Origin of the sequence: Methanobacterium veterum (assembly GCF_000745485.1) — an archaeon.
GTDB classification, from domain to species: Archaea; Methanobacteriota; Methanobacteria; order Methanobacteriales; family Methanobacteriaceae; genus Methanobacterium_D; species Methanobacterium_D veterum.
In genome coordinates this window covers 1-17,530 of record NZ_JQJK01000014.1, presented here as the reverse complement: position 1 = coordinate 17,530, position 17,530 = coordinate 1, and the positions used below count along the sequence as shown (strand labels likewise).

The 17,530-nt window shown below is 31.4% G+C and carries 16 protein-coding genes; 7 read left to right on the top strand and 9 right to left on the bottom strand.

Features of this window, described 5'->3' with window-relative positions; genetic code table 11:
- Positions 1 to 109: 109 nt before the first annotated feature.
- From EJ01_RS06005 to EJ01_RS05990, 3 genes are all read left to right on the top strand, one after another.
- Entirely contained in the window at positions 110 to 2,014 is a 1,905-nt protein-coding gene (locus EJ01_RS06005) for a YhgE/Pip domain-containing protein (RefSeq protein WP_048081306.1), read from the top strand.
- Between the two features lie 420 nt (positions 2,015 to 2,434).
- Positions 2,435 to 2,647: a hypothetical protein gene (locus EJ01_RS06000; RefSeq protein WP_048081307.1), complete on the top strand. Its 213-nt coding sequence runs from the start codon at positions 2,435 to 2,437 to the stop codon at positions 2,645 to 2,647.
- A gap of 712 nt (positions 2,648 to 3,359) precedes the next feature.
- A complete protein-coding gene (locus EJ01_RS05990; RefSeq protein ID WP_048081308.1) occupies positions 3,360 to 4,271 on the top strand; it encodes a cation diffusion facilitator family transporter in 912 nt (303 codons plus the stop codon).
- Positions 4,272 to 4,346: 75 nt separating this feature from the next.
- Here EJ01_RS05990 and EJ01_RS05985 read toward each other — a convergent pair whose 3' ends face one another.
- Complete coding sequence (locus tag EJ01_RS05985) at positions 4,347 to 4,769, bottom strand: hemerythrin domain-containing protein (protein ID WP_048081309.1); 423 nt, start codon at positions 4,767 to 4,769, stop codon at positions 4,347 to 4,349.
- Between the two features lie 232 nt (positions 4,770 to 5,001).
- Positions 5,002 to 5,769: an alpha/beta fold hydrolase gene (locus EJ01_RS05980; RefSeq protein WP_048081310.1), complete on the bottom strand. Its 768-nt coding sequence runs from the start codon at positions 5,767 to 5,769 to the stop codon at positions 5,002 to 5,004.
- Positions 5,770 to 6,242: 473 nt separating this feature from the next.
- On the opposite strand from EJ01_RS05980, the gene EJ01_RS05975 reads away from it, so the two are divergent.
- A complete protein-coding gene (locus tag EJ01_RS05975; protein ID WP_048081311.1) occupies positions 6,243 to 7,010 on the top strand; it encodes a ParA family protein in 768 nt (255 codons plus the stop codon).
- Positions 7,007 to 7,315 carry a hypothetical protein gene (locus EJ01_RS05970; RefSeq protein WP_052375897.1) on the top strand — a complete coding sequence of 103 codons (309 nt, stop codon included), beginning with the start codon at positions 7,007 to 7,009 and terminating at the stop codon, positions 7,313 to 7,315. Before EJ01_RS05975 ends, EJ01_RS05970 begins: the two co-directional genes overlap by 4 nt.
- Positions 7,316 to 7,951: 636 nt before the next feature.
- On the opposite strand, the gene EJ01_RS05965 is transcribed toward EJ01_RS05970, so the two are convergent.
- Positions 7,952 to 8,284, bottom strand: a complete 333-nt coding sequence (locus EJ01_RS05965; RefSeq protein ID WP_048081312.1) for a YnfA family protein — start codon at positions 8,282 to 8,284, stop codon at positions 7,952 to 7,954.
- 473 nt (positions 8,285 to 8,757) lie between these two features.
- Here EJ01_RS05965 and EJ01_RS05960 point away from each other — a divergent pair, with 473 nt between their 5' ends.
- Both EJ01_RS05960 and EJ01_RS05955 read left to right on the top strand, forming a co-directional pair.
- Entirely contained in the window at positions 8,758 to 9,018 is a 261-nt protein-coding gene (locus EJ01_RS05960; protein WP_048081313.1) for a hypothetical protein, read from the top strand.
- A gap of 357 nt (positions 9,019 to 9,375) precedes the next feature.
- Complete coding sequence (locus EJ01_RS05955) at positions 9,376 to 10,680, top strand: MFS transporter (RefSeq protein WP_052375895.1); 1,305 nt, start codon at positions 9,376 to 9,378, stop codon at positions 10,678 to 10,680.
- A 920-nt stretch (positions 10,681 to 11,600) separates the two neighbouring features.
- Here the strand turns inward: EJ01_RS05955 and EJ01_RS05950 are convergent.
- From EJ01_RS05950 to EJ01_RS17190, 6 genes are all read right to left on the bottom strand, one after another.
- Complete coding sequence (locus EJ01_RS05950; protein ID WP_052375893.1) at positions 11,601 to 12,392, bottom strand: tetratricopeptide repeat protein; 792 nt, start codon at positions 12,390 to 12,392, stop codon at positions 11,601 to 11,603.
- A gap of 552 nt (positions 12,393 to 12,944) precedes the next feature.
- Positions 12,945 to 13,421, bottom strand: coding sequence for a MarR family winged helix-turn-helix transcriptional regulator (locus EJ01_RS05945; RefSeq protein ID WP_048081314.1), 477 nt, complete (start codon positions 13,419 to 13,421; stop codon positions 12,945 to 12,947).
- An 83-nt stretch (positions 13,422 to 13,504) separates the two neighbouring features.
- A complete protein-coding gene (locus tag EJ01_RS05940; protein ID WP_048081315.1) occupies positions 13,505 to 14,923 on the bottom strand; it encodes an MATE family efflux transporter in 1,419 nt (472 codons plus the stop codon).
- A gap of 306 nt (positions 14,924 to 15,229) precedes the next feature.
- A complete protein-coding gene (locus tag EJ01_RS17195; protein WP_157197581.1) occupies positions 15,230 to 15,388 on the bottom strand; it encodes a hypothetical protein in 159 nt (52 codons plus the stop codon).
- A gap of 43 nt (positions 15,389 to 15,431) precedes the next feature.
- Positions 15,432 to 16,439 (bottom strand): prenyltransferase, encoded by a 1,008-nt coding sequence (locus EJ01_RS05935; RefSeq protein ID WP_245611164.1) that lies wholly within the window; start codon positions 16,437 to 16,439, stop codon positions 15,432 to 15,434.
- 69 nt (positions 16,440 to 16,508) lie between these two features.
- Entirely contained in the window at positions 16,509 to 16,682 is a 174-nt protein-coding gene (locus EJ01_RS17190; RefSeq protein WP_157197582.1) for a hypothetical protein, read from the bottom strand.
- Positions 16,683 to 17,530 lie beyond the last annotated feature (848 nt).

Genomic DNA, 17,530 nt, shown 5'->3' with positions numbered 1-17,530 from the left:
TAATGGTCATTTATATATTTCTTTACGTAGTTGTCATGTACATAACTACCACACCTGATTATTCACACAATTATTTAACATAACTATTTAAAAATAAGGACGGAGATTAATGATAAAAGGGATAACAGAAATCTTTAAAAATGATATTAAAGCTATTATACGCAACCCAGTAGTCATATTTGTATTACTCGTAATTATCTGTATACCTGCACTTTATGCATTACTCAATATGCAAGCAACATGGGATCCCTACAGCGAAACTCAGAATATTAAAGTCGCAGTAGTTAATACTGATTCCGGTTATAACACCAATGGTACGCACTATAATGTTGGAAACACGTTAGTTGACGAATTAAAAAATAATACTAATTTCAGCTGGCAGTTTGTTGACAAAGATACCGCCCTAAATGGCGTTAAAAATGGAACATATTATGCAGCATTAATAATTCCAAGTAATTTCAGTGAAGATTTACTTTCCATTGAAACAACAACCCCTCAACAGGCTAAAATACAATACATAGTTAATGATAAATTAAATCCAGTCGCTCCAAGGCTTACAAATGCCGGGGCTGATGAAGTACAAACTAAAATTAACAATGAGATAGTTAAAACTGTGGACGGAATTATTTTTGGTAAGCTCAGTGACGTAGGGGACGTAGCTAAGGAAAACAAAGCACAATTCCTTAAACTAAGATCATTTGTAAATGAACTGAACGGAAAAATAAGTGCTATAAACTCAGATATATCAGAAGCAAATTCAGATATGAGTACCATACAGGAAATATGGCCCAAAGTTAGCGCAGCACTACCAGAGATACAGAACTATTCCAATGCCATAAGGAAAAATTATGATTCATTATATAATCAAATTGAATCCAATCCTCAAGCAGCTTTAAGTAAAGTTCAAAACATGGAAACACAGTTAAACACAACTATAACTGGCCTTAAATACGTTGATGCTATTTTAACCACATTATACAATGCAACAGGGGACGCTCAGTTAAAACCAATCATTACACAAATTGAAACTGATATTGGCTATGGAAATCAAGCATTAGCTGTATTACAAAAGGTAGAAACTGCTATAAAAGAAGGTAAAAATCCAAAAGGAGAACTAACACAATTAAAAACTTTAATCGATGAAATGGATAATGGAGTAAATACATTAGTAGCTAACAAAGCAAGTATAAATCAAAAAATTAACAGCGCAGCAGCAAAGTTAAGTTTAGTCAACTCAAAATGGCCTACAGTTAAAAGTGCTATACCTATAGCTGCAGCCAAACTAAACTCAATAAATGTAGCAGATATAGACAAATTAATAGCTTTCTCAGATACTAACCAGGGTGATGTTAAAAATTACTTTGAAAGCCCGGTAGAATTAGATAAAGAAAGCATGTATCCAGTGGATAACTATGGATCTGCTCTAGCTCCATTTTATATACCAATATCATTGTGGATAGGGTGCATTATAGCCGTCGCAATGATAAGCATGCGGGTAAAAACAGGCAGAATATATAATGCCGCCAGTGTTTATCTTGGAAGAATGGGAATCTTCTTAATAATAGCCATACTGCAGGCATTATTAGTTGCAATAGGGTCATTATACCTGCATGTGCAGATTTCATCAGCGCTGCTGTTTGTTTTGACCACACTGTATATTGGTATATGTGCCATGATAATAGTCTATTCAATGACGTCTGCTTTTGGAAACGCGGGAAAAGCACTGGCCATCATAATACTTGTACTGCAAATTACAGCAACCGCGGGAATTTTCCCACTGGAGATACTGCCTCCATTTTTCCAGGCGATACATCCATATTTACCCCTTACATATGGAGTTGGAGCTCTAAGAGAAGTAGTTGCAGGAGTTATATGGAGCACATACTGGTATAATATCCTGTATCTGACAGTATTCCCAATTTTGGCCTTTGTTCTAACACTTTTGATTAAAGAGAAGGTAGACAAACGTGCTCAGTGGACAGAAGAAAAATTAAAGGAAAGCGGTTTATTTTAAGCTAATATACAGCCCAATAATTCCATTTCCTTTTAATAAATAGTCCATTAGGGCTAACATTTTATATTTTTTAATTTTTCTAATTTCATATTAAGACCTTTAAAATATGTTTTTAATAGATACATAAATTAAATAATCCAAACATAATCACCCTGCAGTTTTAATAATTTAATTATGATTTTAAATCATCGGCCGCTTATTTTATAAATAATGAATCTCTAATATTAGCTCTTATTAATAACCACATAGGGCATATCCCCACTCATTTGCAATTCAACATAAATTGCCCCAAAAGTCGATTTCCAATAAATATATATTACATAAAGACAATATTTTATTACTTAGTTTTGTATTTTATAAAAAAATATCATTTGAAATGGAATTATCCAATTAAATTAGCACAATAGGAGGTTATATTACATGCCGCTTCCAGAAACTGAATATCAGAAGTTAATTAATATTTTAAACAAATATAAAACACAATACTCTTTAACTATCGAGGAAGATCTTAATGATATAATCAAAAGCATAGAACTAGATGCAAAAATAAGTCATAAGGATTTAAATAAGGCTAAAATAAAAGTTTTAAATACATTTAAAGGGCCAGAAATTGGCGTTACATTCGAAGATTAAATTCAATGTTTCTTTTGTTTTCTAATATTGGCATTTAAGATTTATTCATTAAATTTTAATGATTTGAATTATTTTTCAATGGTTTAAGAAATTATGTTTAAATTTAGTTTCCACATAAATACAAATATTTACAAAAATAAGCTTAAGCGGGTTTAAATACAATACACTAAAACATTTTAAAATCCATTACATTCCCCGGCTACTTCCAAAAGAAATACACATTTAAACAGCTTCAAAATTAGAATCACCACAAAATGGACATTTAGTTTCATCTTCTAATTCCAAATTTTCACTGTTTAATACCCTTATTCTGCTCGCTTTAGGAATAGCATAATTATTTCCACAGTTTTTACATTTTACAATCTCACTGTTTATATAAATTATGATTTTAACCCCTAAAATATTATTTTGAAACACATATATGAAGTATTGTTATATATTATGTTTTTATTATTACTTACATTTAGGCAATCTAAAACAGTTCAGCGTTAATTAGGTATTTAATTTAAAAATTAAAGATTTCATGCATCATTTACCGTATAATCGCCGATTAAATGTTAATAGTATCAATAATTCCATAAGAAGCATATCTATGCTTAATTAGTTTATACCATTTAAATTATTAACATAACCAGTGTATTTAAAGATTCATTAAATCCAAAATAGCATAAACAATTAAAATAAAAATAAGATCACATTTGGAGGGTGCAAATTGCAGAATGCATCAGAGAGAGAAAAAATAGGTAAACAAGCATCTTATGTCGCCATATTTGGAAATATATTCCTTACAATATTTAATATAATCGTTGGGATTTTTTCTGGAAGTACCGCACTTGTAGCTGAAGGTTTTCACACATTATCTGATGTTTTAACTTCAGTTATAGCATTTATAGGTTTTAAAATAGGTATGAAACCAGCGGATGAAGAACACCAGTATGGTCATGGTAGAGCAGAACCTATTGTAGGACTTATTATTGTTGTGTTTTTATTAATCGTGGCTTATGAGATAATATATGGGGCTTATGCCAAAATTATTCTTGGAGAAATAGTTGCACCTCCAGGTTTGATAGCTGCCATAATGGCTGCAATTGGAATAGGGATAAATTATACAATGAGTACTTATCTTACAAGATCTGGAGAAAGAATTAATAGTCCTGCGCTTATAGCTGATGGGAAACATCAAAGAGTGGATATATTCTCATGCGTAACTGTTCTAATTGGAGTCGTAATATCTCAATTTGGAATACCTATCATAGATACTATTGTATCAGTATTCATAGCCATAATAATACTTAATACAGCTTTTCATCTAGCACTGGACAATTTCAACACATTAATGGGTAAAATACCATCAAAAGAGCTTATTGAAGATATTAAAAGCGCAGCATTAGCATCAGAATGTGTTAAAGGAGTCCATGATGTAAAAGTAAATAATATGGGACCTTATGCATCTGCGGAACTGCATATTGAATTAAATAAAGAGTTAAAACTTGAAAAATCTCATAAAATAGCCCATGAGGTTGAACAAAATATAATTAACAATGTTGAATCTATTAAAATGGTCAGTGTTCACACCTGCCCTATTGAAGTAATATGTAAGCAAAATTTAGAAAAAAATAACTAATTAATTTATAAATAGAGTCCTTGAATGGACCCTATTAATTTATGCCCTTTTATTTAAAAGAGTACCACTCAAAAATTACATCATTTTTGATTTTTCTTCTTCAATCTTTTCAGCAATTTCTTTCTCTTCATTATCACTTAGAGTGTCCCTAGATTTAGGGAATAATTTATGCTCTTCCTCATCAACATGATGTTCTACAGAATCCTTTAATTCTTTTAGTTTAGGCATGAATTGCCCATCGTTCTTCCCAAGCCTATCTAATTCTTTTATTAAGCTTTTAGCTTCTTCATGCTCTTCAATACCGTGTTCAACTAAATCTTTATCAGCTTTCTTTGCTTTGGGATAATAAAAATCTTCTTCCCCTTTCATGTGCACTTCTAATTCTTTTTTAATTTCTTTGTACTTAGAAGGATCTTCATTATTTATTGCTTCTTTAAACATTTCTTTAACTTCTTCATGGTCATGTTCTAACATTTCATAAAGCTTTTGATGTGTCATAATTTTTACCTCTTTTAATTATATTAATTATATTGTGTTTATTATTATTTCAAGGTACTGAATAATACTCTCCACATATAAAAAATATTCATGTTCAGATGGTTGATTCTAAAATTTAAATCAAAAATAAAATTAAAATTTTAAATAATGAAAATTGGCCTTTTAATTAGAGATAATACTGACTATTAACGAGAAATAGCAAAGAAATAAAGCATGAATTCATCTATTATAATCAATCAGGTAAGTCTTTATTATTTATCCATGCCCTTACTGTTTTATTAAAAAGTTCTGGTGATTGTAAATTCCATAAATGATATAAACCTGGAGCTTTGAAGATTTGAGAATGGGCAAGACATTTATTTAAGTCTTCAGCGGATTCATGCACTATTTCCCATTCTGTTTCACCCATAGTTATTAAAACCGAGTTTTCTACTTTACATAATCCTTTAGGAATTCTAAATGCTGCATTTTCATTTAACATACGTTTAGTAAGGCCGTAAGTGTTAAACTCCATTATGTCTTTTCTATAATTTTCCGAATATTCAAGGGGTATTTTTGCATTTTCCAGAAATTTCTTTAATATAAAATCAGATTTCAAAAAAGGCCGAAATATGATGTTCAAAGGCATCATTGTTAAAGCAAACCTTCCATAATAAGGTCGTACTACTGCTCCACTTGCCATTGCATGATCTACAACTTCAGGTGCCCTACCTAAAATCTGTATCACCAACTGACCTCCGATAGATATTCCAATTATATGTGCTTTTCCATTATGTGCCCTATCCTTGATAAGTTCTATAATTTGTTCTGCAGCTGTTTCAATTGTAAGAGGAGCTACATGCCTACTTTTTCCATGTTCCGGAAGATCAGGGACTAAACAATGATAATCTGTAAATCCTTCCAGTTGTTTATCCCACATCCAGCCCGATAGTCCACCACCATGTATAAAAACTATTGATTCTTTATTTTCTCTACCTGTTTCTTTAAAAAATAATTCCATGAAACTCCATCCCCAATATTTGATAATTATTTTTTAGCGTAAAATTATCAACAGATATCTTATCATAAATAGCTCCATATAAACTTTTCATAATAATAAATAACATTTTATATCAAAATGGAAATCTGAAGTTAAAAAAATAAGCGATTAGTACTCCAATAATTTAGTAATAACCTAATTAAAAATATAAGAATATAAAATAAAATTTTTAATGTAATTATATGTTTTATTAATTATTAATTGATCCATTAGTTAGTTTTAAGTGCCTATTTTCCCACCGATAATATTTTAGTTTAATAATTAAACGTCTAATTCGTAGAAAAATTTTTATATCTAAAATATCTAAACTATGAGTAACTTAATAAGGTATAACTTAGTAACTTAACCAGGTTATACCTTAACAACCACATAAGTTAGCAACTTAATCAGTTATACCTTAATAACACATTAACTTAATAAAAAGGAGAAAATACATGGCAGAAATTATAGCAGTCCTTAATCAGAAAGGAGGAAGTGGAAAAACAACCACTGCCGTAAATTTAGCCACAGCACTGGCAAAAAAGGGTAAAAAAATAGCATTAGTAGACTTTGACCCACAAGGTAATGCAACGACATACCTTGGATTGATGAAAAGAGAAATGAAAAACACCATGCGAGACGTACTTCATGAGAAGATAGATGTTAAAGATGCAGTACGGATTACTGAATATGAGGGGCTGGAATTAATTCCATCAAACATAAAACTCTCAGGTATTGAAGGGTATCTCAATGCTCAAACTTCTCCCATTTCAGTATTAAAAAGTAAACTGAAAAATATCAAGGAGGACTATGACTACATCTTCATAGATGCGCCCCCCACATTAAACATTATAGCCACAAATGTGCTTACGGCAGCAGACAGCGTAATTATACCAATCCAGGCAGACCCATTTGCACTAGAAGGAATGGTAGACCTGCTTGAAGTTATTGATATTATAGCAGAAGACCTTAACAGCCCTACAGAAATTAAAGGAGTTCTTATAACTAAATTCAGAGCCAATACAAAATTAGGTAAAGAAGTTAAAGCAGAAGTGCAGAAGTATTTCAAAGACGAACTGTTTAAAACTACTATTCCAGATAACATTAAGGTATCTGAAGCTCCAGGATACAACAAGCCAGTAATCGTCTATGATCCAGATTGTGCAGGTAGCAAAGCATACATTGAACTGGCAGATGAATTTTTAGCGAGGGAGAACAAATGAATAAAGGAGGATTAGGTTCGGATATGGGATCCATGTTAGAGAGAAGGGAAAAGAAAAAATCCCAAAGATCAGAATCTACCGCTGAAAAAGTTAATGCTGTACTGCTGGAAGAACTCCACGATAAAATTAAAAATCAACCCCGAATCTCATTCTGGGACCCGGAATCTAAAATTGTCCTGAATTATCTTAAAGAAACCAAACCTAAGTTCAGTATCAGTAAAGAAATTTCCAGTGTTCTGCAGGAATACCTTAAAAAAGAGTATCCGGAAATCTGGGCAGAAGTAAAAGAATTAAGAACTGAATAAGTTATTCACTTATTCACTTTTTACTTTTAACACATTCATACACCATATTACAAATAATATAGAAAATTTCCCGATTTTACCACTTTTATGCCCTTTTTAATTAAAGGAACTGCTAAATAAACTATTTCCATAAAATCAATGAGTTATTTACTTATTAAGTTTATAAATTATACAGTTATTAAGTTATGCAGATAGATAAAACCCAATTCAATATAAATTTATCAAATAAACATCTTTATCTAAATTAACTTTCTATTTATTCTATTTCAACCCATTATAGATTTAATAGTTTTTTTTTATTGATTTGAGTGTATCCAAATTCACACTCCAAACCAGTAGGAAACAATTTAAAATTAAATACACTGGACTTATCCACAGTACTTGTTTGGCACCTGCTGTCAAATTTAAAATAATTTTACTTGAACTTATTCCAGATATTTGTTTGCACCTGAAATTAATCCCAAAATTCTGCAAGGGGCTATAGTACTACCATTTTTCATACAATCAATTTAATTTACTGTACTGAAACTGGCCCGACTTGCTTAAAAAAAATATTTATACTCAATTTTTGGAAACAAATTTGGTTCTGCTAGGGGCTACAGCTATGAAACCCATTAATATTTCTTTTTTAAAGCTCTAATTTCTTGGCCAGTACATTATCATTGCCATTCCTACAAGACATATTAACCCACCTATAATGTCAAATCGGTCAGGGGTTACTTTATCTACTTGCCATCCCCAGATTATGGCCATTGCTATAAAAATTCCCCCGTATGCAGCGTAAACTCTTCCAAAATTTGCAGGTTGAAGCGTTGCTACTACTCCATATAAAACCAAAATTATTCCTCCTAAAACTGCAAGCCATATAGCTCCTCCTTCACGTAACCAGAGCCATATTAAATAGCCTCCCCCGATTTCACAAAATCCTGCAACTATAAAATAAATAATTGATTTAATAACTGCTTCCATTTTTTAATCATCCTATTTTTTTATTTAATGACTGATTTAGTTTTACCTAATTTTATGAGATTATAATATTTAAATTAACTGTTTAATTAGTAATACTAATATAAACCCGCGAAGCGGTAATTGCAGCCCTTAGACTCAGTTTTTTCCTGGGAGGGGGCGGGGCTATTTTGTTAAATGAGATATTACGAAACATTCGAAAATCGAAGATTTTCGATCATCAAAAACAGAGTTTTTGATAGTTAAATTTTTTATTTCTTCAAAGCTTGGGAGCCTGCGACCGGACGTAATATCTTAAGTATTTAACGAATAGGGCGGATTAGATATTAATCTTACTCTCTCGCCACGTTTGTGATGTCTTTAAATGGGTTCATTAATTGATATCGTTAAAGAACCTCATTTGATTTGATTTCATAAAAAAGAAGCCATCAATAGAATTCATTAATTATAAATAATATTATGAGAATGTGATTATTATGGAAGCATATCCTAAAAAACATTGGTTTAAATTTGAAGCGTTTTTACAGTTCCCTAAACCCATATGTTGGCAAGGGTGGGCCTGTTATGCTATTACTATACTAGCTATAATCATAATTGGCAGATTTTTGATAATGATCGGTAAAGGCTCTACTCCCCACATTGTGCTTATTATAGTAACATGTATGACCTGCTTTATGGCTGTAGCTATTACAAAAAGTAATTTCATAGAAAAAGCATTATCTTTAAAACAAATGTAACCATTCAAAGATTATTCAACTTTATTTCTCCACTAATCACCATCATCTCTCATAATTTCATAAAAGAAGAAGCCATAAAAAAAAGAATTTAATTTGTGGTCTCATGGTAAAATTCATTTGATGGGCGCCTTTTAATGGATTCATTTATGATGCCCCCCAATAGAACTACCGTCCTTTTTATCAGGTTGCAATACTCCTCAGGAGCTCTTTTAAGAACTTAATCTCATCTTTTTCTAAACTATTTAGCCCCTGCTATGGATAGACATTTTGAAAGTATATATTATACATCACATATACCTGAATACCTCTATTTGATATGCATACTATTTGTAGAATCAAATAAGTCAGGAGAATAACATGGGAAGCGAAGAATCTGCAAATATGTATGATAAAGAACATTTAGAAAAAAAATCGCCTGATAAACCTAAATTTTTATCATTAAGTCTTTTTTTACTTTTACAAGGGGAATTTATATCCGTAATGGGCGATATGATCTATGAAATTGGACTTGGATTTTGGGTACTGGCATTTACAGGCTCCACTGCAATTATGGGTACTTTAATGGCCGTATCACTTGTACCAAGTGTTTTATTATCCCCTTTTGCAGGAGTAATTGCTGATCGATCTAACAGAAAAAAATTAATGGTATCCGCCGATATTATCAGAGGAATAACCATTATAATTGTAGCCCTCGCTGCATATCTTGGAATGTTGCAGTTGTGGGAAGTTTTTATAGCAGGCATTATTCTTGGAGTTTGTGGGGCATTCTTTAATCCTGCAGCAATTTCTATACTGCCAAAAATGGTTCCTAAAGAGAAATTAACTAATGCAAATTCTCTTTTTGGCATAGCTAATAATGGTGCAGATATTATGGGAAATTCAGTTGGAGGTATTGCTTATGTTGTAATAGGTGCACCGCTAATGTTCTTATTCAACGGTTTATCATTTATAATATCGGGGATTCTTACAAATTTTGCTAAAATCCCAAAAAATATAGAATCAGATATTACCTCAAAAAATTTCATATCAGATCTTAAGGAATCTCTCACATTCATTAAAAATTTGAAAGGACTTTCTTCTATTTTACTAATATTTTCAATCACTAGTTTTCTAGAACACATGACTATCGTACTTCTTATACCCCTTTTTCAGACCTCTCCCGGCTTAGGACCTGCAAAATATGGAATATCCATGGCTAGCTTCACCATAGGTATGCTTTTAGGTATGATAATCCTTTCAGTGGTAAATTTGGAATCTTCAAAGAAAGTTCCATTAATGTTCATATGTCTTTGTTTATCTAATCTATGCTTCATAGCCTTTGCTTTAACAAATGAATTCTATGTAATGATCACTTTGCTATTCCTTGCAGGTATTGCAGAATCTGCAATTGCTATTTTTATTATGTCATCACTTCAATCTGTTGTCCCAGACAACATGATGGGCAAATTTATGGGTATTGTAGAAATGTTGATAATGTCGCTTACACCTCTTGCTATGGTCACAGGGGGATTTTTAGCGCAATTTTTCCCTATAAAAACAATATTTTTAGTTTGTTTTATAGCAAGTTTCCTGGTATCTATTAACCTATTCTTTATTCCATCATTTCGAAAATTTATTACTTTTGACCCTGAAACACAGGATATAACCGATTTGATGTCATGAATTGATTTAATAGTTATCTTACCCTTTTGGATTTTCCTGATTATATGTGGTATTATATCAATTACTCACCTAACAATTTTTAAATCTTATTAAAGTATATATCTTTTCCACTTTACTCAAAATCTTAGACTAACCTCTTCCAATAACATGAAAAGTTTCACCTTCCATACTTGCAAGTCAAAAATCTAAGTTCAGCTTCGCAACTGCTTCTATGAGATACATATATTTGGTTTCAGGTGAAATTACTCTATTTAATTTGCAACCGCTTTAATAATTATTAATTAACAATTAGAATTATTTTATAAGCTTTGAGCTAGAGCATTGAAAAGTAATTGTTTTATGGCTTTTGCACACGTTCACAATACATTGCATATTACGATAATCAGGCTCCTCGAAGGATGTTGTCTTTGTAATATGCGCGTATGACGCCACGTAAGTGGTTTAAAGTTCGCAGTATACTTAAAGAATAACTTATACCTGTTTTTCACAAAATTCGCTCAAAAATTCTACGAATTTTTGGCGTTGAAGGAAATCTGTCGAAATTTTTAATTTCAATGCATGCGAAATTTTCAATTTCGCTGTTCAGAAAATCATAGATTTTCTTCAACATGTAAAAAATTGAGAATTTTTTACGGTTGCAAAACCAAAGGTTTTGCAAACATCGAAAATTGAGAATTTTCGAATGTTTCAATTTCCTGAACCGCAAAGTCGTAGATTTTGCAGGCCCCGAAAATCGTAGATTTTCGAGGGTTTTATTTTGTGGTATTTTATAATTCCATATACTGCTACATGGCCCTTTTAAAGGACCCATTTGATTGATTTGCTAAAAAAAGAAGCCTTTAATAGAATTTATTTAATTGAAATCTTAATTTTAACTATTAGCAGAGTTCCTGTGTCTAAAAGGATATTTACTATAAAATTTACTTTTCCATTAACTTTAAAACTTCTTCTTTAGCTTTTAGTGCGAATTCAAAATCAGGATTTAATTCCAAAGTTTTATTGTAACATTCTAGTGATTCACAGTATCGTTTGAGTTCTTTAAAGGTTTCTCCTTTAAGATACCATGCATTGAAGTTGCTTGGATCTATTTTCAAAACCTTTTCAAAACATTTCAACGCTTCATTATATCTCTCAAGTTTTTCTAACACGTATCCTTTACTATTCCATGCCATGATATCATATTTAAAAAGTTTCAAAGATTTATTATAACAATTTAAAGCTTCTTCATATTTTTCAAGCGATGAAAGATTTAAACCTTTACCAGACCATGCTTCAGCATTTTTTGGATCAATTTCTAAAACTCTATCAAAACATTCCATTGATTCTTGATATTTCTTATTTTTCCCAAAAAGTAAGCCTTTATTAAACAATACTCTGACATTTTGGGGGTCTAATTCTAAGGCTTTATTAAAATTTTCAATTGCTTCATCATATTTTTCAAATTCCATTAGAATAAAACCTTTATCATGCCATACATTCACATTTTTGGGATTCAATTCTAAGGCTTTATCCAAAAAACTAACAGCATTTTCACCATCACCAATATAACTCAAAACCACACCCTTATTATGTAACGAGCTAATATCTTCGAGGTCTAATTCTAAAGCTTTATCTAAATATATTAAAGCTTTCTCGTATTTTCTTTCTTTCATTAACTTATAACCTTTATTACCCAATGATTTAGAACTTCTAAATCTATCAAAAAACCCCATTAAACCACCTTTCTAAGACCATGATCCTAGATCAATAAAATTATTATAAAAACTTAATTAAAAAATTTTTATATTTTTATAGGGTACATCTAATAAAATTCGTCAAAAAACCAATTAAAATCTTTAAAAAAGAAGCCATCAATAGAATTCACTTGGAGGTCTCTTCTAATGAAATCATTTGATTGGTGCCTTTAATTGGATTCATCTATGGCACCTTCAGTAGAACTACCGTCCTTTTTATCCGGGTTGAAATACTGCAAAGCTCTCCTAAGGAACTAATCACTTCCATTTCTCTAAAGGTCTAATCTCCCGCTAGGGCCTATTCTTTAAGACCAAATTCTAGATCCAGCTAAGGGATTCTATAAAAGGGCACTCATCTTTGATACCTGCGTATATATATTTTTTAAATTGTTTTACTTAATATCTAAAACACCATAAAAGAGAATAGTATGAGTAAGTTATTCACTGAATAAGTTATACAGTTACTAACTGAATAATTCAGATATAAAATATTAAAATATAAAACTAAGCCTTAAATAAGAATATAAAATGTTAAAGCTTTCCTTTCCTGAATTCATACATCAATTCCATGGATTCAACGGCCAAAACCTGTAACATTTCTTTTAATTTGTTTTTTTCATCAAGTGATAAAGACTGAACTCTTTCTTCCCATTTCTTATCTATTTCTGAAATAGCATCTACAGCAGCCCTTCCTTTTTCTGTAACTGTAATTATTTTTCTTCTGCGGTTGTTTTCATCAACTTCGCGTTGGACCATACCTGCATCTTCCAATTTTCTCAATGCCCTGGCTATTGTACTTTCGTTCAAGTGAAATCTACTTGCCAGCTCTTCCTGAATTATGCCGTCTTCACGGGCTAAACCCATTAAAAATTGAAACTGCCCCCCAATCCCTAACTTTTCTATTTCACTAAATAAAAAAGCCATGTGAGATCTGCTGATAGTGGTTATTAAAGACCCTAAGGGCATGTCCAAAATTTCTTCCTTTGATAAACGTCCTCTTTCTTTCATTTTTCTCCCGATTTTTATATTTAAGTAACCTTATTTTTAATTTTAATGTTTTTTGTATTTAAAAAAAAGGAGAAAAAAGCAGATTAGTTTATCCTTTCTCCTTTAAATTCGCTTATATTCACATCTCCCATCTTTTCCCTTTTTAACCCCCTTAAAAACAGCCTGAAGTATAGATAACTGACAGCAGACCCTAAAATAACACCAATCACTATTCCCCAGTAAATTCCTGTAGCTCCTAAATGGAGCACAATTCCCAGGATATAGGCAGCAATTAGTGATAAGACCAAGTCTCTTATAACAACTAAAAGCAGTGAGGTAGTTCCTTTACCCGCTGCCTGGAAAACAGCAGTAGATGCAAGCCCAAATGGAATTGCCATGAAGAATACACAGAAAATTCTAAGGAATTCTGTTATCATTGGTATCATATCCCCGCTGTTTGAAGAATAAGCAAATAACCAGGCGATATTTGGGGCAAAAATATAGGTTATTACCGCTAAAACCAGAGATATAAACACCCCTAATTTTATGGCATAATGACAGCTTATCTCTAAATTTTTATAGTTCTTTGCACCATAGGCGACTCCCGCAACGGTTAGTACGGCCGTTTCTATTCCAAGAGCAGGAATTATTCCCATTGACACGATTCTCCATCCAGCAGTATAAACAGCCACAGCAGTTGTTCCAGCGGCAATAACTAACATTGCATTAATGCCCACTGTCAGCACAGACATTATAAACTGCTCTACACTTGCAGGTAAGGTTACTCCAAGTATATCTTTAATGATCTTTGGATCAAAGTGGAAATCTTTAAATTTAAATGCAAGATAAGTATCCCTTTTTATAAGTATCCAGTAAAATATGGCAACTGCTGCTACAGATGATGATAATACAGTAGCTACTGCTGCCCCGCTAATTCCCATGTTGAGTGTGTAAATAAATATGGGAGCTATAACCATGTTTAGTATACTGCTTATTGCAATTGCATATGTAGCCCTTTTCATGTCTCCTTCTGCACGTAAAATACTGGACCCAACTGAATTAAATAGTAATGCAAAGGACCCCGCAAATATAATTTGCCCGTATTGTGTTGCAAGGGTTAACACACTTGATGCACCAATTCCAATTAATATATCCTTTAAAAGGAGAATCAAAACAACAGGGAGCACCACAGAAAGTACGGCTGTTATTAAAATTGCATGCATAGCTGCATTATCTGCATTATCTTTATCTTTTGCCCCTATACACCTGGCTATAAGGGAAGTAGCACCTGCCCCTAAGCCCTGTGCAAGCCCTACAATTACCATAAATATTGGCGAAATAAACCCTAAAGCAGCCAGTGCATCAGCACCGAGTCCTGCCACCCATATACTGTCAACTATCTGGTAACTAACTATAAGGATCATGATTAACATCATGGGAAAAGATAATTTTCTTATGGCCCTTTTAGGATCTCCGGTTATCAAGTTAATCCTGCTACCTACATTTTTAGTTTCATCTGTCATTTTTTACCCCCTAATCTTTGATTAAGATTTTCTTTAACCTTTTTCTATTTTGTTAAAATTACAAGTTCAATACTCTTGCATACATCAATAGTTGCATACTGCAAGTGTTAGGAAATATAACACTCATCACATATATACTTGCACCATGCAAGAGTTGTGGTCAAAATCAAAGTGCCTTAAAAACGTCAAATATTACCAAAAAACCAAATAAAAGTCCAATTAAAGTAAAAAAAATCATTTATAAGCTAAAAATGCATAAAAAAGTAAATAACTTGTATTTTACATGCAAAATACAAATGAAATCATTTATCCCATAAACCAGCCTAAAACTCTAAATATCATAAATACACCCTTAACCAACCTATTTAATATAGCTATTCCAATTGCAATACGTCCAAAGATTCCAAACTTCGAAAGAAGCCAGAAACCTATAAATTTCCATACTATATCTATTAACCAGCTCATATTAACTTCCTCCATTTATATTTTAAGATAACATCCCATATTTTTACGATAAGATTAAAAATGCAAAATAACTGTTAATTAAAAGGCCAATTAAAAATATTGATTTAATATTAAATGTAGCGTATTTTGTAGCTAATTCTCTATCTGAAGGCATTTTTAGAAGCTCCATTATCCCCAAACTTAAAGGAATTACTGAAATAAAAGTGAGCACCTTAAAATTTAAAACCTGAGGATAAAGACCAGTAAATGATATTAAAGCAAATGATAAAGTCATCATAAATGCGGAAATTCCAATAAACTTAAAACCAAACCTGCGGCCATTTGCTACAATCAGCGTTATTTTACCTCCCAGTTTATCCCCTTCCATATCTGGAATATTGGCACTGTTAGTTAGAAAGAGCCTTGAAAAAGCAAGAGGTATAGTAAAAATCAACATAGGAATAGTTAACATTCCCATTAAAGTAAAAAATCCAGCAGAAGGCAGTAAAATTCCATAAAGAGCATTAGAAACTTCACCAAGCCTGTTGTAAGCTAATTTTAAAGGAGGTGCAGTGTAAAACCATGCTAAAAAATTACCAAATACCGCCAGTAAGAAAAATTCAATAGGGTATGAAAAAATAATAATGAAAACAGCTGCAAGAACTACTGACAGCAAATTAAGTGCAATAGCTAATCCCTTTGAAAATTGCTTTAATTCAGGGTTTTCAAGTAGTATACCACTACCTGCAGAAACAGTGCTAGGCCCTGAAAGGCTGTCTGTTTTAAAGTCGTAATAATCATTACTGTAATGAACAGCAAGATGACATAAAAGCAAAATTGAATAACCCATTATAAATTTAGTTAAACTAAATTCAGCATTGAAAATAACCGCTAAAAGGGCACCCATAATGAAAAGCAAAAATCCATCAAACAGGAACACTGGCCTTCCTAATTTAACGATTTTTATCAGGGCATCCCCATCAATTTTCATAATATTATTAAATAAATTATTACATAAATATTTTTTAATACTATTTAAGATATCTAAAAAAAAGTCCATATCTTGGGGCATTTACCCGTCCCAAATATGTTAAATGTTCAACAGTTAAAGTTTATTGAAATCTTTACTTCAAAATAATATCTACAGAATATTTTTAGATTCTGGAAAACCTGATTTTTCTTCGATAATTTCTCCAAGTTCATCAACTAATTGCTCTAACTCTTTATCATCATCAGAAGTCCATTCCATCCCCGCATAATCATACAATGCTTTAAAATGTTTTCGTAAAATTTTAATAGCTTTTTCCTTACCCATAATAAGCCTCCCCCATCTAAATATTATTTAATTTGATTTAATATAAATAAATATCTTTTCACAATTAAATTTAAATTTAAATTTTTAATTAGGAATATAAGCCACAAATTCTATGAAATGTGCATAATAACCATTTTATTTATAAATTCACGCCACTAATAATGCCTAATATGTAAATTAAATTTGATTCATAGTTATCTGTAGTGGAATATAATGTTAAATGTTTTTATTTTGTTGTTAATGTGATTAAAATCACACGATGGACCATTTACTTTAAATAATTTAAAATTAATAATGGATATTGCGTATTTTACCAATTTGTATCTATACGCCCTCAAAGGTGTTAGACCACTAAAAAAACAAACACCTACCACTTAGGGACACTCGCTTACACTCCTATACTGAGTGTCCCTAAGCCAATGTTAAATTCAAATTAATTTACCACTAATGATGATTATAGAAAATTCTACTTTTTCAGTCAAAGACATTAATTTCTCCTAAAATATATACTCAACAATTAATTTTAGTTATGCATTTTTAGTTCAAAGGGCTAAATTCTCTAAAATGCATATTCTATAATTCCATGGATATTAACTTTAAAATATGCACCTGTTTGACACTATATTTAATTAAGTACTATTTTATTATACCTTTTAAACTATATAACAAATATATGGTTAAAAGAATAGTTTAACTAAGGTGATACTAAGGATAATAAAGAAAAGGTAATTAAAGCTTGCAAAATTCATAGAATTTTGATACCCAGAAAATTCTACGAATTTTCGACGGTGTTCAAAAATTTCTTGAATTTTTGATACCCAGAAAATTCTACGAATTTTCGACGGTGT